Origin of the sequence: Exiguobacterium sp. s121 (assembly GCF_018617245.1) — a bacterium.
GTDB classification, from domain to species: Bacteria; Bacillota; Bacilli; order Exiguobacteriales; family Exiguobacteriaceae; genus Exiguobacterium; species Exiguobacterium profundum.
In genome coordinates this window covers 1,728,308-1,749,021 of record NZ_JACSJV010000001.1, presented here as the reverse complement: position 1 = coordinate 1,749,021, position 20,714 = coordinate 1,728,308, and the positions used below count along the sequence as shown (strand labels likewise).

General features: G+C 49.9%; 21 protein-coding genes and 1 other RNA gene. 19 read left to right on the top strand and 3 right to left on the bottom strand.

Features of this window, described 5'->3' with window-relative positions; genetic code table 11:
• Window positions 1-19 precede the first annotated feature (19 nt).
• Window positions 20-1,060, top strand: coding sequence for an alcohol dehydrogenase family protein (locus KOG47_RS09010; RefSeq protein ID WP_215244094.1), 1,041 nt, complete (start codon window positions 20-22; stop codon window positions 1,058-1,060).
• Between the two features lie 25 nt (window positions 1,061-1,085).
• Here the strand turns inward: KOG47_RS09010 and KOG47_RS09005 are convergent, their stop codons facing one another.
• A complete protein-coding gene (locus KOG47_RS09005) occupies window positions 1,086-1,739 on the bottom strand; it encodes a YczE/YyaS/YitT family protein (RefSeq protein WP_196430452.1) in 654 nt (217 codons plus the stop codon).
• A gap of 336 nt (window positions 1,740-2,075) precedes the next feature.
• Between KOG47_RS09005 and KOG47_RS09000 the strand changes: the two genes are divergently transcribed.
• The 3 genes from KOG47_RS09000 to KOG47_RS08990 all read left to right on the top strand — a co-directional run bounded on the left by KOG47_RS09000 (window position 2,076) and on the right by KOG47_RS08990 (window position 4,414).
• A complete protein-coding gene (locus KOG47_RS09000) occupies window positions 2,076-3,290 on the top strand; it encodes a DASH family cryptochrome (RefSeq protein WP_215244093.1) in 1,215 nt (404 codons plus the stop codon).
• A gap of 74 nt (window positions 3,291-3,364) precedes the next feature.
• Window positions 3,365-3,551: non-coding RNA, 6S RNA (gene ssrS / locus KOG47_RS08995), on the top strand.
• Window positions 3,552-3,646: 95 nt separating this feature from the next.
• A complete protein-coding gene (locus tag KOG47_RS08990; RefSeq protein ID WP_159562006.1) occupies window positions 3,647-4,414 on the top strand; it encodes a tRNA threonylcarbamoyladenosine dehydratase in 768 nt (255 codons plus the stop codon).
• 12 nt (window positions 4,415-4,426) lie between these two features.
• On the opposite strand, the gene KOG47_RS08985 is transcribed toward KOG47_RS08990, so the two are convergent.
• A complete protein-coding gene (locus tag KOG47_RS08985) occupies window positions 4,427-5,743 on the bottom strand; it encodes a replication-associated recombination protein A (RefSeq protein WP_074037449.1) in 1,317 nt (438 codons plus the stop codon).
• Between the two features lie 60 nt (window positions 5,744-5,803).
• Between KOG47_RS08985 and cymR the strand changes: the two genes are divergently transcribed.
• From cymR to KOG47_RS08965, 4 genes are read left to right on the top strand one after another with little or no spacing between them, the layout of a single operon-like run.
• Entirely contained in the window at window positions 5,804-6,211 is a 408-nt protein-coding gene (gene cymR, locus KOG47_RS08980; protein WP_074037447.1) for a cysteine metabolism transcriptional regulator CymR, read from the top strand.
• 17 nt (window positions 6,212-6,228) lie between these two features.
• A complete protein-coding gene (locus tag KOG47_RS08975) occupies window positions 6,229-7,365 on the top strand; it encodes a cysteine desulfurase family protein (protein WP_215244092.1) in 1,137 nt (378 codons plus the stop codon).
• A complete protein-coding gene (gene mnmA, locus KOG47_RS08970) occupies window positions 7,366-8,487 on the top strand; it encodes a tRNA 2-thiouridine(34) synthase MnmA (protein ID WP_074037444.1) in 1,122 nt (373 codons plus the stop codon). It abuts the gene before it with no gap.
• Complete coding sequence (locus KOG47_RS08965; RefSeq protein WP_244150745.1) at window positions 8,375-9,157, top strand: tetratricopeptide repeat protein; 783 nt, start codon at window positions 8,375-8,377, stop codon at window positions 9,155-9,157. The genes mnmA and KOG47_RS08965 overlap by 113 nt, the downstream gene beginning before the upstream one ends.
• 58 nt (window positions 9,158-9,215) lie before the next feature.
• On the opposite strand, the gene KOG47_RS08960 is transcribed toward KOG47_RS08965, so the two are convergent.
• Window positions 9,216-9,764, bottom strand: coding sequence for a VOC family protein (locus KOG47_RS08960; protein WP_074037443.1), 549 nt, complete (start codon window positions 9,762-9,764; stop codon window positions 9,216-9,218).
• Between the two features lie 115 nt (window positions 9,765-9,879).
• Here KOG47_RS08960 and KOG47_RS08955 point away from each other — a divergent pair, with 115 nt between their 5' ends.
• The 11 genes from KOG47_RS08955 to mtnN all read left to right on the top strand — a co-directional run bounded on the left by KOG47_RS08955 (window position 9,880) and on the right by mtnN (window position 20,698).
• On the top strand, window positions 9,880-10,566 hold the full coding sequence (locus KOG47_RS08955) for a hypothetical protein (RefSeq protein WP_074037442.1): 687 nt from the start codon (window positions 9,880-9,882) through the stop codon (window positions 10,564-10,566).
• A gap of 70 nt (window positions 10,567-10,636) precedes the next feature.
• Window positions 10,637-12,844 carry an SF1B family DNA helicase RecD2 gene (gene recD2 / locus KOG47_RS08950; RefSeq protein ID WP_251131822.1) on the top strand — a complete coding sequence of 736 codons (2,208 nt, stop codon included), beginning with the start codon at window positions 10,637-10,639 and terminating at the stop codon, window positions 12,842-12,844.
• 309 nt (window positions 12,845-13,153) lie between these two features.
• Complete coding sequence (gene alaS / locus KOG47_RS08945; protein WP_215244090.1) at window positions 13,154-15,796, top strand: alanine--tRNA ligase; 2,643 nt, start codon at window positions 13,154-13,156, stop codon at window positions 15,794-15,796.
• 37 nt (window positions 15,797-15,833) lie between these two features.
• Window positions 15,834-16,100: an IreB family regulatory phosphoprotein gene (locus KOG47_RS08940; protein WP_015881196.1), complete on the top strand. Its 267-nt coding sequence runs from the start codon at window positions 15,834-15,836 to the stop codon at window positions 16,098-16,100.
• A 1-nt stretch (window position 16,101) separates the two neighbouring features.
• On the top strand, window positions 16,102-16,524 hold the full coding sequence (ruvX, locus tag KOG47_RS08935; protein ID WP_015881197.1) for a Holliday junction resolvase RuvX: 423 nt from the start codon (window positions 16,102-16,104) through the stop codon (window positions 16,522-16,524).
• Between the two features lie 13 nt (window positions 16,525-16,537).
• Window positions 16,538-16,834, top strand: coding sequence for a DUF1292 domain-containing protein (locus tag KOG47_RS08930; RefSeq protein WP_015881198.1), 297 nt, complete (start codon window positions 16,538-16,540; stop codon window positions 16,832-16,834).
• A gap of 68 nt (window positions 16,835-16,902) precedes the next feature.
• Window positions 16,903-18,045: an endolytic transglycosylase MltG gene (gene mltG / locus KOG47_RS08925; RefSeq protein ID WP_084543099.1), complete on the top strand. Its 1,143-nt coding sequence runs from the start codon at window positions 16,903-16,905 to the stop codon at window positions 18,043-18,045.
• Between the two features lie 62 nt (window positions 18,046-18,107).
• Window positions 18,108-18,749, top strand: a complete 642-nt coding sequence (locus tag KOG47_RS08920; protein ID WP_074037439.1) for an O-methyltransferase — start codon at window positions 18,108-18,110, stop codon at window positions 18,747-18,749.
• 16 nt (window positions 18,750-18,765) lie between these two features.
• Window positions 18,766-19,401: a uridine kinase gene (udk, locus tag KOG47_RS08915; protein ID WP_015881201.1), complete on the top strand. Its 636-nt coding sequence runs from the start codon at window positions 18,766-18,768 to the stop codon at window positions 19,399-19,401.
• A 67-nt stretch (window positions 19,402-19,468) separates the two neighbouring features.
• Window positions 19,469-19,942 (top strand): transcription elongation factor GreA, encoded by a 474-nt coding sequence (greA, locus tag KOG47_RS08910; RefSeq protein ID WP_015881202.1) that lies wholly within the window; start codon window positions 19,469-19,471, stop codon window positions 19,940-19,942.
• Window positions 19,943-19,996: 54 nt separating this feature from the next.
• Window positions 19,997-20,698, top strand: coding sequence for a 5'-methylthioadenosine/S-adenosylhomocysteine nucleosidase (gene mtnN, locus KOG47_RS08905; RefSeq protein ID WP_196430458.1), 702 nt, complete (start codon window positions 19,997-19,999; stop codon window positions 20,696-20,698).
• Window positions 20,699-20,714: the final 16 nt, after the last annotated feature.

The following is a 20,714-nucleotide window of genomic DNA, read 5'->3' as shown; positions in this document are numbered from 1 at the left end:
GCGAAGGAGGCAAAATACCATGAAAGCTGTACAAGTCATAGGATATGGGGACGTTGACCAACTCCAAGTGGTTGATATCCCGAAACCGTCTCCGAAAGCAGGAGAAGTGCTGATCAAGGTACGCGCCTGCGCGATTAACAATACGGAAATATGGATGCGAGAAGGGGCTTATGGAACTGGGGAGAAGTCAGGATGGCGCCCGGAAGGCGTCCAGTTCCCACGCATTCCCGGTTCAGACATCACTGGTGAAGTCGTCGAGCTCGGAGATGGGGTCGACCAAGGGATGATGGGTCGACACGTCGTCTTATTCCCGTTCACCTCGAGCGGACCTGAGCGGAAGGAACACTTGTCGGACGATATGTCCTTTATTGGATCAGAGTATGACGGGGGCTACGCGGAGTATGTATCATGGCCGGCTGACCTTTGTTTTGACATGCCGCTTGATGATTTCGTCGAGAGTGCAGTCTTTTCCGTAAGTGGTCTCACGGCTTGGCATATGAACGAGCAGTTACACATCCGTTCCGGTGAGACGATTGTCGTCACTGGGGCAAGTGGCGGGGTCGGCTCACTCAACATCCAAATTGCGGCGAACGTATTCGGGGCGAATGTGTTCGCTATCGTCGGTGATTTGAAAAACGAGCAAGAGTTAAAAGCGCTTGGGGCGACCGAAGTGTTTTCCTACCGTTCTGAGACGCTCGCCGATGATATTATCGCTGCGAACGGTGGCCCGGTCGACGCGGTCCTCGATGTCGTGGGAGATACGCTATTTGATGTATCTCTAAACATCTTGAAAAAGGGAGGGAAGTTCTGTATCTCTGGTTCGGCGGGAGGACAGACGACCCATCTCGACTTCCGGACGCTGTACTTGAAACATATCGCGATGTACGGGTCTGTTCTCGGGACACGATATGAATTCGCGGAGATGTTGCGCTCGGTCGCCGAAGGGAAGCTAAAACCGGTCATTGACCGGACGTTCCCGCTTGAAGAGGCACGTGAGGCACAGGCGTATTTTAAACAATCGGGTAAGTTCGGAAAGATTGTGCTCATTCCGAACACATAAAAAGAGAGGAGATCTCCTCTCTTTTTCATGCGAATTTTACTTTGAGACGATCGACATAGGCGATGAACAGGCGGAACCGTTCTAGCCAAAACTGGAAGAATGGACCGATGAGGAAAATCGATAAGACGGTCCCGAAGAAAAGTGGTCCGCCGAGTGCCCAACCGATGAGACAAGCGGTCAGTTCCATCCAAGTCCTCATGGCACGGACGGACGTTTGGAAACGGTCTGCTAAGGCAAGCGTCAATCCATCGCGTGGACCGGCACCGTACCCGACGGCGACATAGAGACCAGCTCCCATGCCCATCACAAATATGCCGAATGTGAGCCAAACAATATTCACAATCATCCCTTCGAAAACAGGGAGCCATTGCTCATTTAATATCACGTTCATGAACACCCCAACGAACACCGCGTTTACTAGAGTTCCAAACTGAGGACGGATGCGGTCGAGTATGTATTTAAATAGAACGAGTAAAAGACCGACGCATAAAATCACCGTCCCGATTGAAATCGGAAGATGGTGAGCGATACCGATATGAAGGACGTCCCACGTGGAAACCCCGAGATTTGCCGTGATCATGATAGATGAACCGAGCGCGAGTAAGAACAACCCGGTCATGAAGAGACCCCATTTGAAGAGAATGCGTAAAAGGTGGATAGATCGGACGTGCACGAACATCGCCTCGTTTCAATAGAATGATTGATTTATCTTAGCACAGGCGATTGAAAAACATAAAAAAAACGTCTCAGCTTATTGGCTGAGACGTGAGTGTTATTTCTTCGATGATTTCTTTGCTTTGTTCTTTTTATAGTAATCGTAGACGAACGGTGCGACCGCCGTCGCGATTTTAATCAATGTTCCCATTTTGCCTTTCTTAGCCATTATGTTGCACCCCTTTCTCTTCTAAAAGAATATATTCCACACAATTTGATTTTGAAAACATATCTCGAGCACATTCCATCTTCATGACAAAGATTATAACCCATCATACTATAGGGTGGAGGAGGTCTAATGATGAAAACAATCATATGGTACCAAAATGATTTACGTATTGATGATCATTTACCGCTTGAAGAGGCACTTCGCCATGACGATCCGATCGAAGGTCATTTTTTTATCAGTCCGAATCAGTTCGTTGAAAATCGTTATGGCGTCATTCCACTTGGGAACGAGCGACTTCATTTCCTGAAGGAGTCGCTAGAAGATGTGGCAGGTTCGTTAGACGCACTCGGGATCCCATTTTTTGTTCATGTTGGTCATCCGCTCGAGACGCTCGACCCGGCCGACCGTCTCTTGTTTCAGCGGGCAGTCGGGTACAATGAGCGCCGACGTGAAAATGAAGTGATCAAAAAATGGAAAGGGGAGTACGAGACGTTCGGTGGATTCACGTTATTTGAAGAGGGGGACATCCCGTTCGAGAAGATGCCATTTCTCTTCACGGAGTTTCGAAAAGCGGTCGAATATGATGTACGCCCCCGAGAACTGATTTCCCGTAAGGCGACGGCTGCCACACGCGAGGTGACGTTCCCATTTTCGATTCAAGAAGTAAAGCAAGACCCGAGGACGGCGTTTCCGTTCAAAGGTGGCGAATTGGCAGCGAAGCGTCGATTGAATGACTATTTGTCCGTGCCGATTCGAACGTACAAAGAAACGAGAAATGGTTTTGGTGTCGATGACTCGACGAAGCTATCTTCTTATTTAGCGAACGGCTCGTTATCACCTCGACGGGTATTCTTTGAACTCGAGGCACATGAACGAACGCATGGGGTAAATGAATCAACGTACTGGCTGTACTTTGAACTATTATGGCGTGAGTTCTTTCAATGGGTCGCACTCGAGCAAGGGAAAAAATTATTTCAATCACAAGGCATCCGGTCGAAACGGAAAGACTGGCGAGTCGAGGCGGATGTCATTGAAAAATGGCGAAAGGGAGAGACGGGTGTTGATTTCGTAGATGCGTTTATGCGCGAACTGAATGCGACGGGATGGATGTCCAATCGGGGGCGACAAATCGTGGCGAATTATTTTTCAAAAGAGTTAAAACAAGATTGGCGTTACGGGGCTTCCTACTTTGAATCGAAACTAATCGATTACGACGTGGCGAGCAATTGGGGGAATTGGGCGTACCAGGCGGGTGTCGGGAACGACTCGCGCGACCGCCGTTTCAACATCGAGCGTCAACAGTTCACGTATGACCCGGACCGTGCGTTTCGTAACAAATGGTTGTGACCAAACTGTCACGTGAAGTCGGCGTTTCTCATTGACTTCTTTTTACAGAAGCGCTATAGTTAAATCAACAGATGGGATACCTGAGGTGTACGAGAGCCGCCTTCGTTATTTTGAGCCAACACTTTGAATACGGGAGACCGAACTGCTAACCAGATCAACTGCCTCATCACGTGCAGGAGGACTTGTGAAGGAAACGCTAGGTCACCCACCTGCATACGCAGGTTCAAAAGCAAGGCATCGTCACGGCACTCCGGGCCCCATCGATTTTTTTGTAAATACGTCGCGAGACGTCTTTTTTTTGAATATAATTCCGAGTAAAATAGTATGAGAAAATAGGATTAGTTGGAGGAAGAAATATGTTACACCAGTTTTCACGTAATGAATTGGCCATCGGCTCTGAAGGCCTTGATGCTTTAAAGAATAAAACGGTCGCGATTTTAGGCGTCGGCGGTGTCGGCTCATTTGCGGCAGAGGCACTTGCGCGCAGTGGCGTCGGACGCATCGTCCTCGTCGATAAAGATGATATCGACATCACGAACGTCAACCGACAAATCCACGCACTATTGTCGACGGTCGGTCAACCGAAAGTCGAAGCGATGGGGAAACGTCTCCTTGACATCAACCCGGACTTAGACCTCGTCCAATTGAAGATGTTCTATACAGAAGAGACATATGAAGAGTTCTTCGCTCAAAACATCGACTACGTCATCGATGCGTCAGACACGATCATCTATAAGATTCATTTAATCGTAGAATGTAAGCGTCGCGGCATCCCGGTCATCTCAAGCATGGGGATGGCGAATAAGATGGATCCGACACGCATCAAGGTCGTCGACATTAAAGATACGTCATATGACCCGATTGCGAAGATGGTCCGTACTCGTCTACGTAAAGAGAAAATCTACAAAGGCGTCCCGGTCGTCTTCTCGGACGAATCTCCAATCGTGACACGCGAAGACGTGAACGAGGTCGTCGGGAAGAAAGATGCCCCGATCCGTAAAGCGAAGATGCCACCGAGCTCGAACGCGTTCGTCCCATCGGTTGCAGGACTTGTCGCTGCAGGATACGTCATCAATGACTTGCTCGAACAAGCGGGCGTCGAAATCAACCGCATCCAAAAATAAAACGACGCTGGCTCATTTCGAGTCGCGTCGTTTTTCCCAATAATCGAGCCGTTTTTGGATTTGTTGCTCGAATCCACGTGGCGTCGGTTTATAGTAATTTGGTCGTTTTCTAGCCAAGTTTTCTGGCCAATAGTTTTGAGGGACGAACCCGTCTTTTTCGTCATGTGGATACTTGTATCCGACCCCGTTCCCGAGTTCACGTGCTCCTGGACTATGGGCATCCCGGAGATGTACGGGCACAGGGCCTCCCTCGACTGTGCGGACGTGGTGAAGCGCCTTGTCGATGGCGGTGATGACCGCATTTGATTTTGGAGCGGTTGCCAAATAGAGAACGGCTTCTGCGATTGGGATGCGAGCTTCTGGAAAACCGATGTACTCGCTCGCTCGTGCTGCTGCATCGACGATGAGAAGTGCGTTCGGGTCGCTCATTCCGATATCTTCGGCGGCATGGACGTATAAACGACGCATGATGAATCGCGGAGATTCGCCAGCCTCAATCATGACGGCTAGCCAGTATAGCGCGGCATCCGGGTCAGACCCCCGAATCGATTTGATGAACGCCGAAATGACATCGTAATGTCGGTCGCCCGTCTTATCGTATTTGATTGACTTCTGTTGAATCGACTCTTCCGCGACCTCTAGCGTGATATGAATCTCTCCGTCCACCTCAGGCGTTGTCAAGACGGCGAGTTCGAGTGCGTTCAACAGGACACGGTAGTCACCATCCGCCATTTTGATATAATGGTCTGCAGCAGCTTCATCCATTTTGACCGGATAATTTCCGAGACCACGTGAGTCGTGTAGCGCCCGCTCAAGGACGGCACGTAACTCTTCAGCACCAGGTGGCTCGAGTCGAAACACGGTCGCGCGTGACAGGAGTGCGGCGTTTACTTCAAAACTCGGGTTTTCTGTCGTCGCTCCGATGAGGACGAGCTTTCCAGACTCAAGGGCAGGAAGGAGTGCGTCTTGTTGGAGCTTATTGAACCGGTGGATCTCATCTAAAAAGAGAATCGTCCGTTCGTCTTCATAGTCGAAGCGGGACTCCGCTTCACGAATGACGTTCCGCAATTCATCGAGTTTTGCTGTGACGGCGTTCAATTGGACGAATGTCGCTTTCGTGTAATTCGAAATAACACGGGCAAGTGTCGTCTTACCGGTGCCAGGTGGACCATATAGGATAATCGTACCAAGTCGATCGGCTTCGATGGCACGACGAAGTAGCTTGCCCTCGCCGATGATATGGCGCTGTCCGATAACGTCATCTAATGTTTCGGGGCGCATCCGATTGGCGAGCGGTCCGCCATTCGATTGATGAAATAAATCAGGCATACGTAACCATTCCTTTCGACAAACGTTTGTTCGATTAGTATAACAGAAGGAGACTTGAAGATGAAAATATCTACTAAAGGCCGTTATGGCTTGACGATTATGATTGCGTTGGCACGCGAGACTGATAACAAACCGCTCAGTTTAAAAAAGATTGCGGCACGACATGAATTGCCAGAGCATTACTTAGAGCAATTAATCGGCCCACTCCGTAACGGTGGACTCGTCAAGAGCGTGCGTGGTGCGTATGGCGGCTATCAGCTCGTCAAACCGCCAGAAGAAGTGACAGCGGGTGAAATCATTCGCTTGCTCGAAGGACCGCTGGCCATCGTCGAAGAATCTGAAGCAGATGATGCGGTGAAACGGAAGCTTTGGGATAAAATCAAAGAAGCAATTGATACCGTCCTTGATGAAACGACACTCGCTGACCTCGCTGAGGAAGAGTCAGACGGCTACATGTTTTATATTTAATAATGAGGTGACTTTAGATGAACTATTTTGATCACGCTGCGACGACACCGATGCGACCAGAAGTCCTCGAAGCGATGACACCCTACTTTTTAGAGACGTACGGGAACGCGTCGAGCATCCACGGAATTGGACGTAACGCCCGGGCGGCGCTCGATTCGTCACGTCGCGTCCTCGCAAAGTGGATTGGTGCTTCACCGAACGAGATCGTCTTTACGTCAGGTGGGACGGAGTCAGATAATTATGCTTTGTTGGGTGCGGCGTATGCCCATCAAGAAAAAGGCAAACATATCATCACGACAAAAGTCGAACATCACGCCGTTCTTCACGCGATGGAGCAACTTGAGCGCGAGGGCTTCGACGTCACGTATCTCGATGTTGATGAGTCGGGAGCTGTAGATATAGAAACGTTCCGATCAGCGTTACGTGAGGATACGATTCTCGTATCGGTTATGTACGGCAACAACGAGGTCGGAACGCGCCAACCGATTCAAGAAATCGGGGAGTTGTTACAAGACCATCAGGCTCTCTTCCATACGGATGCGGTACAAGCGCTCGGTACAGAAGAAATTGATGTGAAACGTATTCATGTCGATTTATTGTCGGCGTCCGCACATAAAGTGAATGGGCCAAAAGGTATCGGTTTTCTTTTCATGAAAACAGGTGTAAAATTAGCGTCACGTTCTTTTGGTGGACAACAAGAACGTAAACGTCGAGCCGGCACGGAAAATGTTCCGGGTGCCGTCGGATTCCAAAAAGCAGCTGAACTCGTCATGGCAGAGCGTGAGGACCGAGTGACTCTCTATGCTTCGCTCGATTTGGCACTGCGTCAACGTCTTGACGAACTAGGCGTAACTTATGAGGTGAACGGGTCGAATCGTTTACCTCACATCGTGAACTTATACCTCCCTGGAATTGACCTTGAACCTTTCCTCATCATGATGGATATGCGGGGCATGGCGATTTCGAGCGGGAGCGCCTGCACGGCGGGGTCGGTCGAACCGTCCCATGTATTGTCGACGATGTACGGGGATTCAGAGCGGACGCGTCAGTCTGTTCGAATCAGTTTTGGCCACGGTAACTCGGTCGAGGACGCGAAACGGCTCGCGGAGCGACTAGAAGAAGTCGTCTCGACATTTATGAACGGAGTGAGATAGATGAATTTACGCACGAAAGCCCCTGAAGAGACGACGGTCGTCGTCGGGATGTCAGGTGGCGTCGATTCATCGGTGACGGCCCATGTGTTAAAAGAACAAGGGTATAACGTCATCGGAATTTTTATGAAAAACTGGGATGACACGGACGAGAACGGTGTGTGTACGGCGACAGAGGACTATGAAGACGTCATCGCCGTGGCGAACCAAATCGGGATTCCTTACTATGCGGTCAACTTTGAAAAAGAATATTGGGACCGCGTCTTTGAATATTTCTTAGCGGAATATCGTCTCGGTCGGACGCCGAACCCGGACGTCATGTGTAACAAAGAAATCAAATTCAAAGCATTCCTCGACCATGCGCTTCGACTCGGTGCCGATTTTGTAGCGACCGGACACTATGCGCAAGTGAAATATGTTGATGGTGAGCATCGTCTGTTACGAGGAAAAGACGACAACAAAGACCAAACGTATTTCTTGAACCAATTGTCACAAGACCAGCTCGCGCGGACGATGTTCCCGATTGGTCATATGGACAAGAAAGATGTACGTGCGATTGCCGAAGAGGCAGGACTCGCGACGGCGAAGAAGAAAGATTCGACGGGAATCTGCTTTATCGGTGAACGGAACTTTAAAGAATTCTTGTCGGAATACCTTCCATCACAGCCTGGTGAAATGCGGACGCTCGATGGCGTCGTCAAAGGACGTCACGACGGGTTGATGTATTATACACTCGGACAACGTCACGGTCTCGGAATCGGTGGCGACGGTGATCCTTGGTTCGTCGTCGGGAAAGATGTTGAGAACAACGTCTTGTTCGTCGGACAAGGGTTCCATCACGACGCGCTCTACTCAGATGCGCTGCTCGCTTCGAAACTATCATGGACGGGAGCTGCTTCATCAGGAGAGTTCCGGGCGACGGCGAAGTTCCGTTATCGCCAACAAGATGTCCCGGTCACGATCGCTCCGCTCGAAAATGGCGAGGTCCTCGTCAAGTTCGATGAGCCACAACGTGCCATCACGCCAGGACAAGCGGTCGTCTTCTATGATGGCGACATCTGTCTCGGTGGGGCAACGATTGACGAAGCGTATCGAAACGGAAAACGACTCGACTATATCGGATGAGGTGATTGATATGAACGCAAACGAACAAGGCATCCAAGCGATGCAGCAAGGTGAATTCGAACAGGCGGCCAAACATTTCAATGAGGCCATCGAAGCGAACCCGACGGACCCGACTGGTTTCGTCAACATGGGGACATTGCTCCAGGCGATCAACGATTACGATCGTGCCGTCATCTTCTATGATAAGGCGATCGAGCTCGATGGTTCGTTCGGTGCCGCTCACTACGCGAAAGGTGCACTTGCCTATGAACTCGAGCAATTGGAGTCAGCGGAGGCGTCGCTTCGCCAAGCGCTCCTTTCTGGGATGGATGATGCTGATCTTCATTTCATGCTCGGGTTGACGTATAAGGCGATGGGTGATTTCGTTCGAGCGATGCCACGCCTGCGTGAAGCGAAAAAACAATCGCCAGAAGACGTGGAGATCACGTTCCAATACGGACTTGCACTCGCACAGAGTGAACAGCTCGAAGAGGCGGTCGTTGCGCTAGAAGAGACGCTCGATCTCGATGCGAGCCATACGGATGCCCGTTACAACTTGGCAATCGCATATGCGTTCTTGGGTGACCAGGAACGAACGTACGCTGAGCTTCAACGCGTCTTGGAGATGCAACCGGATCATGAACTTGCGCGTGACGCCGTCGCGAAGATGGATGCACTGCTTGGAAACTGATTTCTTGAATAGGAAAGTGCCATCACGATTGAGCGATGGCACTTTTTTGTTGACGCGATTAGAGTTGTTTCGTTGTGATTTTGACGGGTTCTCCGGCAAACTCGCCGTACGCCTCGTCCATATTTTTCGTATACAGTTCGATGATGTTATGGCTCGGGTCTTTGAAGTACGCAGAGCGTTCTTTCCCATTTTTCGTCTCATCCTCGTCCCACATCCGAAGTTTAACAGGGACATCGGTCTCATCTAAGATTTCGAGTGCCTGTTCAAACGACTCCATCGGAACGAAGAACGCACAGTGGACGTGGACGCCACCTTCATCATAGAGCGTGTCCCATTCCGTCACGTCTTGTTTCCGATTCGCATCCTCTTCATCCGTAAAGTCGCGTTTCAACCAAAGACCTAACCGTGTGTTCCCGCCGATATAGAGCCATGTTGCCCACGGTTCGTTCGCTTGTTCTTGTGATTCACTCGGTTCGGCATCGTCTCCGACCCATTGTTCGACGACAGGAAGCCCTAATTTTTCATGCCAAAAGGCTACGGCTTCGTTCATGTCTGTCACTTCTAAAACGAGTTCACATAATCCGCTGACTGGAATTCGTTTGCCCATAGATGATTCCTCCTTCAATGTTTCATTCGAACAGTTCCCCGTTTCTTTAAATCAAAAACGCGACTAGCTGTGTTGAAGTGGGGGAATGACAACCTATAGAAGGAGGTCGAGTGGCTTGCGAAAATTTAGCATGGTCAGCGTCATTTTGTTTTTTATTGTCGAGTACGTCTGGTTGAATCAATTATTTGAATCGGTAAATGAACGATTAGCAGACGGGAAATGGACGAATACGATCTTATATCAAGTGGTCGTTGAACCACGTGGACTCTTAACGTTAATCCTTCTTTTATTCGTAGCGCTCCTTCTCGTTGGATGGGCTGTTCACTATGTATACAGTGAGCAAAAGTCTTGGCAACATACATCTGAACATGTCGGTATTGGTTGGGTCGTTCCATTGATTTTGGCAGTACTCGGATTCCTCATTCCGAACGTATATGTCCAAGTCGGGATGTTACTCCTTCAAGTAACGTTCATTCCGCTCATCCCGTTCATCCATCAGACCGTTCCATTCTGGAAAGTCGTGACGAACTGGTTGATTCAGTTGGCGGTCATCGGACTCGTCCTGTTCGGGGCGAGGGGGATGCTTCAGGACTCGATCCGCATCGAGAAGACCGAGCTCTTCACAAAACTCGAGGCATATCAGGCGTCTGGTGACTTGGATAGGATCCAGCGTTTAATTGAAGAGGTGGACCTGGATCAGGTTGAGCGCATTTTGGACCGGGTCGATATCGAACAGTTGATACGTATTTTGGAGGTCGTCGATCTCGACCGAATCGAGCAAATCTTGAGTCTATTCGACTAGGGCATTTGTTCAATCGATTCATCTCGGGCTATAATGGATGATGGAAAAATAGCTGGAGGTGTCGGATATGATGGCAACACCTTATGAGTTGACTGGAAAAGTCATTCGCGTCCTGTTTCAATCAGAAGAAGAGGCGCATACGATTGCGCTCGTACGTATAAAAGAAAAGAATTTTGAGACGGATGAGACCGAGATGGTTATCGCAGGCGTCGGAGTCGGCATTGAGAAGGGCGAGACGTATAAGGCGCACGGTCGTCTCGTCGAACATCCTCGATTTGGGAAACAGATGAAAGCGGATTGGATTCGTCGTGTCGTCCCGATGACGAAACGTGCAGCCGTCCGCTTTTTGACGAACGGGTCTTTTCCCGGAATCGGTCAAAAGACGGCGCAAAAGATTGCGGATTCTCTTGGAGACGATTGTATCGATCAAATCGTCAAACATCCGAGTATCCTGTCTGAGGTAGACGGATTGAAAGAAAAGCAGGCGCGTGTGATCACCGAACGCCTGAACGTTTTATATGGGGTCGATCAGTTGCTTTTGTTTCTCGCTCCATTCGACGTGACGCCACGTCTCGCCTCGAAAATTCATAAAGAGTATGAAGGACGGGCGATGGAGACGATTGAGAAGAATCCGTATGCGCTCATGTACGACGTACAGGGGATTGGATTCAAGACGGCGGATGCCATCGCGGCACATTTTGGGATTCAAGGCATTCATCCTGAACGCATCGCGGCAGCCGTGCTGTACGTATTAGAACTCGAGCAAGGGAACGGTCATCTCTACGTGACGGCGGAACAACTCGAAGCCGAGATGCCTCGAATCATCGGGGCTGATCCGGGTGATGCGCTCGTCACGGCGCTCGAATCGCTCGCTAAAGAAGAACGGGTCGTCATCGAGGATGGGGTCGTCTATCATCCCCGTGTCTTCCGTGCCGAACGGAAGGCGGCAGAAGAGTTGGCCCGAATCATGGCGACATCGACGACAGAGGACGTGGACATGACGACCATCTTTGACGCGGTCGGACGTGTCGAGGAAATGTTCTCGATTGAATATGCCACTCAACAGCGAGAAGCCATCGAACTCGCTCTCAAGTCACCGCTCATGGTTCTTACCGGTGGACCGGGTACCGGGAAGACGACGGTCGTTCGAGGCATCATTCATGCACTCAGCGATGTCTTCGATTGGAAGTTAGAACCCGTTCCGAACCAACCGTTCCCGTTCGTCTTGGCCGCACCGACGGGTCGAGCGGCGAAACGCCTCAGTGAGTCGACCGGGCTACCGGCCTCGACGATTCATCGGCTGTTAAAGTTCGACGGTAGTTCGTTCCAAGTCGATGAGACGAATCCGCTTGTCGGGAAAGTGCTCATCGTCGATGAGGCGTCGATGATTGACATCTTCTTGTTCCGAAGCTTGCTCAAGGCGGTACCGAACGGCATGAAAATCTTGTTCGTTGGAGACCGCGATCAGCTCCCGTCTGTCGGACCGGGGCAAGTACTTGCCGATTTGATGGCGACAGAAGGGATTCCGGTCGTCCGCCTCGACGTCGTCCACCGTCAGGCGTCGGAATCGAGCATCCTCCGACTTGCCCATTCCTTGAACGCCAAAAAGATGCCAGAAGATTTGTTGGCTTCACTGCCGGACCGGCGCTTCTATACGGCGAATCAGGAGACGGCACTTCAAGCGATTTGTCAGATGGCAGGAGCGGCTCTCCGAAAAGGATATTCACCGTTTGATATTCAAGTGCTCGCACCGACGTATCGAGGGGTATGTGGAATTGACGGACTGAATGAAGCACTTCAAAACGTATTCAATCCAAAATCAAGTGCCCGTGAAGTGAAGCATGGGACGCGCATTTACCGAAACGGTGATAAAGTGCTACAACTCGTCAACAACGCCGAGGAGAACGTCTATAACGGGGACATCGGGGAAATCACGAACATCTTCTACGCGAAGGAAAATGTCGATAAGGTCGACAAGATTTATATCCGATTCGACCAGACAGAAGTCGAGTACAACCGTAGTGAATGGGACCAGTTCACCCATGCCTACGCCATCACGATCCATAAGTCACAAGGTTCCGAGTTCCCAATCGTGCTCATGCCGGTCTTCTTCAACGGAGGATTCCGATCGTCGCGCAACTTGATTTATACAGCTGTGACTCGGGCGAAGAAGAGTTTACTCTTGTTTGGTGACGTGCGTGCGCTCGAGGCGGCGACGCGAGAAGAAGAACCGGTGCGACGGACAAAATTGGTCGAGCGCTTAGGCGGGAAGTCTTGACGTCTTTCCGAACGCGTGTGATAATGACGAATAGACAACTGAAACGATACAGACGATGAAGGAAATGAGTACGTCGTCACCGCCTCTACAGAGACATCTTCCTAGGCTGCGAGAAGATGGGGGTCGGCCGACCGAAGCTATTCTGGAGTCCCCACTCAACCTGGGCGCCTCATCCACGTTAACGGATGTTCGAGGCACGGTGTATACCGTGCGAACGAGGGTGGTACCACGAAGCGATGCTTTCGTCCCTTTCCACAGGGGCAGGCATCGCTTTTTTTCGTTTCGTTCAGAAATAAGGAGGAATTGTTCATGAAACCGCTCAAATCATTGACTGGCGCACAAATTCGCCAAATGTACTTAGATTTCTTCAAATCAAAAGGGCACAGCGTGGAGCCGAGTGCTTCGCTCGTACCGGTCGAAGACCCAACTTTGTTGTGGATCAACTCTGGTGTTGCGACATTGAAAAAATATTTTGATGGACGTGTCATCCCAGCGAACCCACGGATCGTCAACGCTCAAAAATCGATTCGTACGAACGATATCGAGAACGTCGGGAAGACAGCACGTCACCATACGTTCTTCGAAATGCTCGGGAACTTCTCAGTCGGTGAATACTTCCGTGAAGAAGCGATCACATGGGGCTGGGAACTGTTGACGAGCGACGAATGGTACGGACTCGATCCGGACCGTCTCTCCGTCACGATTCACCCGGACGATGAAGAGTCAAAACAAATTTGGTTGAACCTCGGCATGCCAGCTGACCGCATCATCCCGCTAGAAGATAACTTCTGGGAAATCGGTGAAGGTCCATCTGGTCCGAACACGGAAATCTTCTTTGACCGTGGTCCAGCATTCGGGGACGACCCGACAGACCCTGAACTTTATCCGGGTGGGGAGAACGAGCGTTACCTTGAAATCTGGAACATCGTGTTCAGCCAATATAACCATGACGGACACGGAAACTACACAGAGCTTCCGCGTAAAAACATTGATACAGGGATGGGACTCGAACGGATGGCGAGCGTCCTTCAAGACGTACCGACAAACTTCGATACCGACCTCTTCATGCCGATCATTCGTGAAACTGAAAAAATCAGTGGCGACGTATACCGTCAAGACAGCAGCAAGGACGTCGCGTTCAAAGTCATCGCGGACCACATCCGTACGGTATCGTTCGCAATCGGTGACGGGGCACTCCCATCGAACGAAGGACGTGGCTATGTCCTCCGTCGTCTTCTCCGCCGTGCGGTCCGCTATGCGAAGATGCTTGGTATCGAGCGTCCGTTCATGTATGAGCTCGTCGACGTCGTCGGTGACATCATGGTCGACTTCTACCCGCAAGTGAACGAGAAGAAAGACTTTATCAAGAAAGTCATCAAAAACGAGGAAGAGCGTTTCCACGAAACGTTGAATGACGGTCTCGCGATTTTGAACGAAGTCGCAAAAGCACAAAAAGCAGCTGGGTCAAACATCATCAGCGGTCAAGACGCATTCCGTCTTTATGACACGTACGGCTTCCCGCTCGAATTGACAATCGAATATGCAGAAGACCATCAGATGACGGTCGACGAGGACGGCTTCAAAGAAGCGATGAATGAACAACGTGAACGTGCACGTCAAGCGCGTGCTGACGTGGAATCGATGCAGATTCAGTCGGGTGTGCTTGCAGACATCACGATGCCATCGACATTCCTCGGATACAACAACCTTGAGACGAACGCAAAAATCATCAGCTTGATTCACAACGGCGAACTCGCCGACGTCGTCGCTGCAGGAGAAGAGGCACAAGTCATCCTCGATCAGACACCATTTTACGCTGAGAGTGGCGGTCAAATCGGTGATAAAGGACAAATCGTCGGAGAAGACTTCCTTCTTCGCGTGAAAGATGTGTCGAAAGCGCCAAACGGACAGAACTTGCATACAGTCACGGTCGAGTCAGGTGTGGCGAAAGCGGAAGTAGCCGTCACAGCCACTGTCGACCAGGCATCGCGTCAAGCCATCGTCAAAAACCATACGGCGACGCACCTTTTGCATCGTGCACTCAAAGATACGCTCGGGGAGCACGTCAACCAGGCGGGTTCACTCGTGACACCAGATCGTCTCCGTTTTGACTTCTCACACTTCGGTCAAGTGACACCTGAAGAGCTTCAATCGATTGAGCGTCAAGTGAACGAGAAAATTTGGGCATCAATCGGTGTCGACATCGAAGAAATGAACATTGCGGATGCGAAAGCAAAAGGTGCGATGGCACTCTTCGGCGAGAAATATGGTGATGTCGTTCGGGTCGTATCAGCAGGTGATTACTCGGTTGAGCTTTGTGGTGGGATTCACGTCTCCAACACGGCTGAAATCGGACTCTTTAAAATCTTGTCTGAATCAGGGATTGGCGCCGGGACACGTCGCATCGAAGCGGTCACAGGAGCTGGCGCATACGAAGTGATGAACCAGCAAATCGAGACGCTTGAAGCAGCAGCGAAACTGTTGAAGACGAAACCACTTGAAGTTCCTGCACGCGTTCAAGCACTTCAAGCTGAAATCAAAGAAGTCGAGCGTGCTTCAGAATCGCTTAAAGCGAAGCTTGCCAACATCGAGGCATCTTCATTAACGGATGCAATCGAAACGATTGGTGGCGTTCAATTGATTGCGAAACGCGTCGATGGACAAGATATGGATGCCCTTCGCAGTATGGTCGACGACTTGAAAGGGAAACTCGGTTCTGCCGTGATTATCCTTGGTTCGGCGAACGGTGAGAAGGTCAACCTCGTCGCAGGTGTGACGAAAGACTTGAACGATCGTGGCTTCCATGCCGGAAAACTGATTAAAGAAGTCGCGACACGCTGCGGTGGTGGTGGTGGCGGTCGTCCAGACATGGCACAAGCAGGTGGCCGTGATGCAACAAAACTGGACGAAGCATTGAAGTTTGCTTCACATTACGTCGAATCACTGGCATAATAGAGTGTGAAGTGCAAACGGAAAGAGGTGGATTCTTGTGAGCCAAATGGATCGCACGATGCAATTCAATTTTCCAGAAGATGATCAACGTGCTAACACACGTGAGACGCTGATTACGGTATATCAAGCACTCGAGGAAAAAGGTTATCAACCGATCAATCAAATCGTGGGATACTTACTGTCAGGTGACCCTGCCTACATTCCACGTCATAATGATGCGCGAAACTTGATTCGCAAAATTGAGCGGGATGAACTTCTCGAAGAGTTGGTCAAATCGTATTTGAACGATCGTAGAGAGGATTAATATGAAGCGAGTCATGGGACTCGATGTCGGATCGAAGACGATTGGTGTCGCGGTGAGTGACCTGATGGGATGGACGGCGCAAGGTGTGGAGACGGTCTACTGGACCGAACCTGACTTTGATGAAGCCGTCCGTCTCCTTCGTCCGTTTATCGAGCAGTACGATGTGAAAGAAGTCGTCGTCGGTCACCCGAAAAACATGAATGGAACAGTCGGTCCGCGCGGTGAAGCGTCCGAGGCATTTGCCGAGGCGTTCACAGAACAGACAGGCTTACCTTGCGTGTTGGTGGATGAACGATTAACGACGATGCAAGCGGAACGGATGCTCATTTCAGCAGATGTCAGCCGCAAAAAGAGAAAAGCGGTCATCGACAAGATGGCGGCCGTGATGATTTTACAAAACTACCTGGATCGTTCCGGGAAATAAGGAGGAATCTCTCATGGCAGAAATCCGTCGTGAAGAAGAAATGTACCGTATTCCAGACGAAAATGGAGACGAACATTTATTTGCAGAAATTTTCCGTATGACGAGCGACCGTTCGAAAAAGACGTTTGTCGTACTCGAACCGGTTGGCGCACCAGAGACAGAAGATGAAGATACGATTGAAGTATACGCATTTGAAATTGAAGAACTTGAAGATGGCGAATTCATCTTGAAGCTCGTCGAAGACGATGAAGACTTCGATGAGGTCATGGAAGCATTCGACATCGTCAATGACGAAGTCGGTCTAGACTAAATAGGGGACGGGCGACTAGGGAACATCCCTCGTCGCCTCTCTTTATAAAAAGAACAGGGGAGAAATGCATGAATCATCCATCTATGTCAGATGAGAAACGTGCCCGCAACCGGATCGTCCGTCGCATCACGGTTGTCATCCTGGCCATCTTCCTTCTCGTCATCGCCACAGGGTCGGCGCTCACATATGTCTTTGTGAAGCGTTCCATCGAACCGATTGACCCAACTTCGACTGAAACGGTCGAGATTGAAGTCCCGCTCGGTGCTGGTTCGGGATACATTGGTGAATTACTAGAAGAGAATGGGCTTGTAAGGAGTAGCACGATTTTCCGTTTCTATACACGCTTTAAGAACGAATCGTCGTTCCAGGCGGGGACGTATACGTTATCTCCGTCACAATCAATCGATGAATTGATTGAAACGTTGCAAACAGGTAAAGTCATTGTGGTCCCTGATATCAAGCTCGTCATTCCAGAAGGATTCACGATTGATCAGGTGATTGCGAGACTTGCGAAAGTGGCCGAAATCCCGAAAGAAGAGATTTCTGAGCAGTTGAGCGACCGTGAATACATTCAGTCTCTCGTAAACGAGCATGAAATGTTGACGGAAGAAGTATTGCAGGAAGGCATCTATCATCCGCTTGAAGGATACCTGTTCCCAGCCACATATGAATTCAATAAAGGCGTAACGCTCAATGAAATCATCGACGAGATGTTACTACCAACCGAAAGTATGTATCAAGAATACAAAGGTCGTTTAGCCGATTCAGGACGTACGTTCCATGAGACGCTCGCGCTCGCATCCGTTGTCGAGAAAGAGGCGGTGTCAACGGAAGACCGTAAAGAGATTGCTGGCGTGTTCGAGAATCGCTTAAACGACGGAATGAAATTACAATCTGACCCGACCGTCTGGTACGGAACGGGGGAAACATCGATTTTCACTTCATTCGCGGACTTGGAGAACGATTCCTTATATAACACGTATCGTTACGAAGGCATCCCGATTGGACCGATTGCGGCCGTGAGCCGTGACGCATTTGAGGCGGTGCTTAATCCGAACGACACGGAGAACATTTACTTCTACGCACGCCCTCCACGTGAAGGGTTCCCGAACGGGGAAGTCTTGTTCGAAGTCGACTATGAGGATCACCAACAAAACGTCAATAAGTACCGTTCCGAATGGGAAGCGTTTGAAGAAGCAAACAGTAATTGATGGGACGACCGGAAGCGGATGCTTCCGGTCGTTTGAATGAAGAGAGTTAAGAGGTGGAACGAGTGGACCATGCATCCTATGAGGGATATGTAGAAAAACTAATCAATGACCGCTCCCCGCTATTGACGGAGATGGAGGCGTTCGCGCGTGTTCATCACGTCCCAATCATGGATTTGACGGGTTCGGAAGTGCTGCTCTCCTTACTGGCGATGCAACGGCCGACCCGAATCCTCGAAGTGGGTACGGCCATCGGCTATAGTGCCATTCGCATGGCAGAATTGTTACCCGATGCAGAAATCGTCACAATCGAGCGGAATGCTCGCCGTTTCGAAGAGGCGACGGAATTCATCAATCGATCGGACGTGCGCGATCGTATTACGCTCGTTCACGGCGATGCCGTCGAATTGATTGGAACGATTGAAGGTGAATTCGATGCCGTATTTATTGATGCGGCAAAAGGACAATATCAAAAATTTTTTGATGGGTATGGCGCTTTAGTACCAATTGGTGGTACGATTTACAGCGATAATTTGTTTTTACGAGGAGACGTCTTGCTAGAGGATGTATCGGTCTTAGACCGACGCCGACGCCGGCTCGTGCGTCTCGTGAAACAGTTTACTGAGCAATTGATGGCACGGACCGATTATCATACTGCAATTTTGCCCCTTGGTGATGGCCTAGCAATCAGTCGTAAATTACGATGAGGAGGACTTAACTTTGATGCAACATAAACCCGTCATTATTGGCGTGGCCGGGGGTACCGGATCAGGAAAAACGACCGTGGCCCGCGCGCTCGTCGATGCGTTTCAAGGTCAATCGGTCGTCATGATCGAGCAAGACGCGTACTATAAGGATCAATCAGAGATGACCATGGAGGAGCGGTACAAGACGAACTACGACCACCCCTTCGCCTTTGATAACGATTTGTTGATCGAACATATCCAACAGTTACAACAACATCAGGCGATTGAAAAGCCGGTCTATGACTATGCGGCCCACACGCGTTCAAGTGAAACCATTTTAATCGAACCCGTCGATGTCGTCATCGTCGAAGGGATCTTGGCACTCGAAGATGCACGTTTACGAGATCTGATGGATATCAAAGTATTCGTGGATACAGATGCGGACGTTCGAATCTTGCGTCGTATGCAGCGTGATTTGAATGAACGTGGACGTTCAATCGATTCGGTCGTTGCCCAATATACAAATGTGGTGCGTCCGATGCACTTACAATTCTGTGAACCTACAAAACGGTATGCAGATATCATCGTTCCTGAAGGCGGAGAAAACTTTGTCGCGATCGATTTACTCGTGACCAAAATCCGTTGGGTGCTCACTGAGCGCAATCGCGCGTGAGGAAATAAATCGTTTTCAATTCAACCCTAGCTGTAATATACTAGGAGACAATGAAGGAGTGACAGAAATGGCTGAAAAACAACACTATATGACGTTAGACGGAAAAGCGAAGATCGAACATGAATTAAACGAACTGAAGACGGTCCGCCGTAAAGAAGTCGTTGAAAATATTAAGATTGCTCGTGATTTCGGTGACTTGTCAGAGAACGCGGAATATGACGCGGCGAAAGAAGAACAAGCGATGGTCGAAGGACGCATCGCACAATTAGAAGAAATGCTCCGTAACGCGGTCATCATTCAAGATGATGCAGGCGATAACTCGGTTGTCTCAATCGGGAAGACGGTAACGTTCTTCATTCAAGAAGATAATGAAGACGAAACGTATACAATCGTTGGTGGAGCTGAGGCAGACCCGTTCACAGGGAAAATCTCTAACGAATCACCGATCGCCAAGGCACTTCTTGGACGTACGATTGGTGATGTGGTCACGGTGCAAACACCAGGTGGCGACATGGTCGTCGAAATTAAAGAAATCAAATAAATTGTTGAGCGACCTCCTATTCGGAAGTCGCTCTCTTTCTGAGGAGGAAACGGAATGAAAGTAGGCATCATCGGCGCGATGGAAGAAGAAGTGAATCTACTTCGGAACGAGTTGACAGAACGAGTAGATACTGAAATCGCGAACTATCATTTTTATGAGGGCTATCTTGGTAACATGCAAGTCGTCATCTTGAAGTCAGGCATCGGGAAAGTCAATGCTGCCATCGGCACGACACTTTTGATTGATAAGTTCAAACCGGACGTCGTCATCAACACAGGATCTGCCGGCGGTTTTAAAAAAGGGATGAAAGTCGGAGACGTCGTCGTCTCGACGGAAGTTCGTCATCACGATGTCGACGTGACGGCATTCGGTTATGAGTACGGACAAGTACCAGGTATGCCGCCAGCGTATGAGGCGGATGCCAAACTCGTCAGCGTCTGTAAAGATGTCATTGAAAACTTGCCGGACGTGAATGTACATCAGGGATTGATTGTGACGGGAGATTCGTTCATCAACGATTCGAAACGCGTGACGGACATCCTCGGTCATTTCGACGGCGTCGCAGCGGTCGAGATGGAGGCTGCCCCGATCGCTCAAACGTGCTATCAGTTTGGTATTCCTTTTGTCGTCACACGCTCGATTTCAGACAGTGCAGACGAAGAAGCGAACTTGTCATTCGACGAGTTTTTGGAGACAGCATCGATCAACTCTGCGAAGATGGTCATGGCTGTCACGAAGCGTTTAGAACAAGCTTAATCCAGTCAACACGAGG

Bases quoted from the DNA above. Each gene is read 5' to 3' on its own strand.
- KOG47_RS09010 (WP_215244094.1), top strand. From the start codon at position 20: ATGAAAGCTGTACAAGTCATAGGATATGGGGACGTTGACCAACTCCAA.
- recD2 (WP_251131822.1), top strand. From the start codon at position 10,637: ATGGCAACACCTTATGAGTTGACTGGAAAAGTCATTCGCGTCCTGTTT.
- mnmA (WP_074037444.1), top strand. From the start codon at position 7,366: ATGAATTTACGCACGAAAGCCCCTGAAGAGACGACGGTCGTCGTCGGG.
- greA (WP_015881202.1), top strand. From the start codon at position 19,469: ATGGCTGAAAAACAACACTATATGACGTTAGACGGAAAAGCGAAGATC.
- KOG47_RS09000 (WP_215244093.1), top strand. From the start codon at position 2,076: ATGAAAACAATCATATGGTACCAAAATGATTTACGTATTGATGATCAT.
- cymR (WP_074037447.1), top strand. From the start codon at position 5,804: ATGAAAATATCTACTAAAGGCCGTTATGGCTTGACGATTATGATTGCG.
- KOG47_RS08975 (WP_215244092.1), top strand. From the start codon at position 6,229: ATGAACTATTTTGATCACGCTGCGACGACACCGATGCGACCAGAAGTC.
- KOG47_RS08930 (WP_015881198.1), top strand. From the start codon at position 16,538: ATGGCAGAAATCCGTCGTGAAGAAGAAATGTACCGTATTCCAGACGAA.
- mltG (WP_084543099.1), top strand. From the start codon at position 16,903: ATGAATCATCCATCTATGTCAGATGAGAAACGTGCCCGCAACCGGATC.
- KOG47_RS08990 (WP_159562006.1), top strand. From the start codon at position 3,647: ATGTTACACCAGTTTTCACGTAATGAATTGGCCATCGGCTCTGAAGGC.
- KOG47_RS08985 (WP_074037449.1), bottom strand. From the start codon at position 5,743: ATGCCTGATTTATTTCATCAATCGAATGGCGGACCGCTCGCCAATCGG.
- mtnN (WP_196430458.1), top strand. From the start codon at position 19,997: ATGAAAGTAGGCATCATCGGCGCGATGGAAGAAGAAGTGAATCTACTT.
- KOG47_RS09005 (WP_196430452.1), bottom strand. From the start codon at position 1,739: ATGTTCGTGCACGTCCGATCTATCCACCTTTTACGCATTCTCTTCAAA.
- udk (WP_015881201.1), top strand. From the start codon at position 18,766: ATGCAACATAAACCCGTCATTATTGGCGTGGCCGGGGGTACCGGATCA.
- ruvX (WP_015881197.1), top strand. From the start codon at position 16,102: ATGAAGCGAGTCATGGGACTCGATGTCGGATCGAAGACGATTGGTGTC.
- alaS (WP_215244090.1), top strand. From the start codon at position 13,154: ATGAAACCGCTCAAATCATTGACTGGCGCACAAATTCGCCAAATGTAC.
- KOG47_RS08960 (WP_074037443.1), bottom strand. From the start codon at position 9,764: ATGGGCAAACGAATTCCAGTCAGCGGATTATGTGAACTCGTTTTAGAA.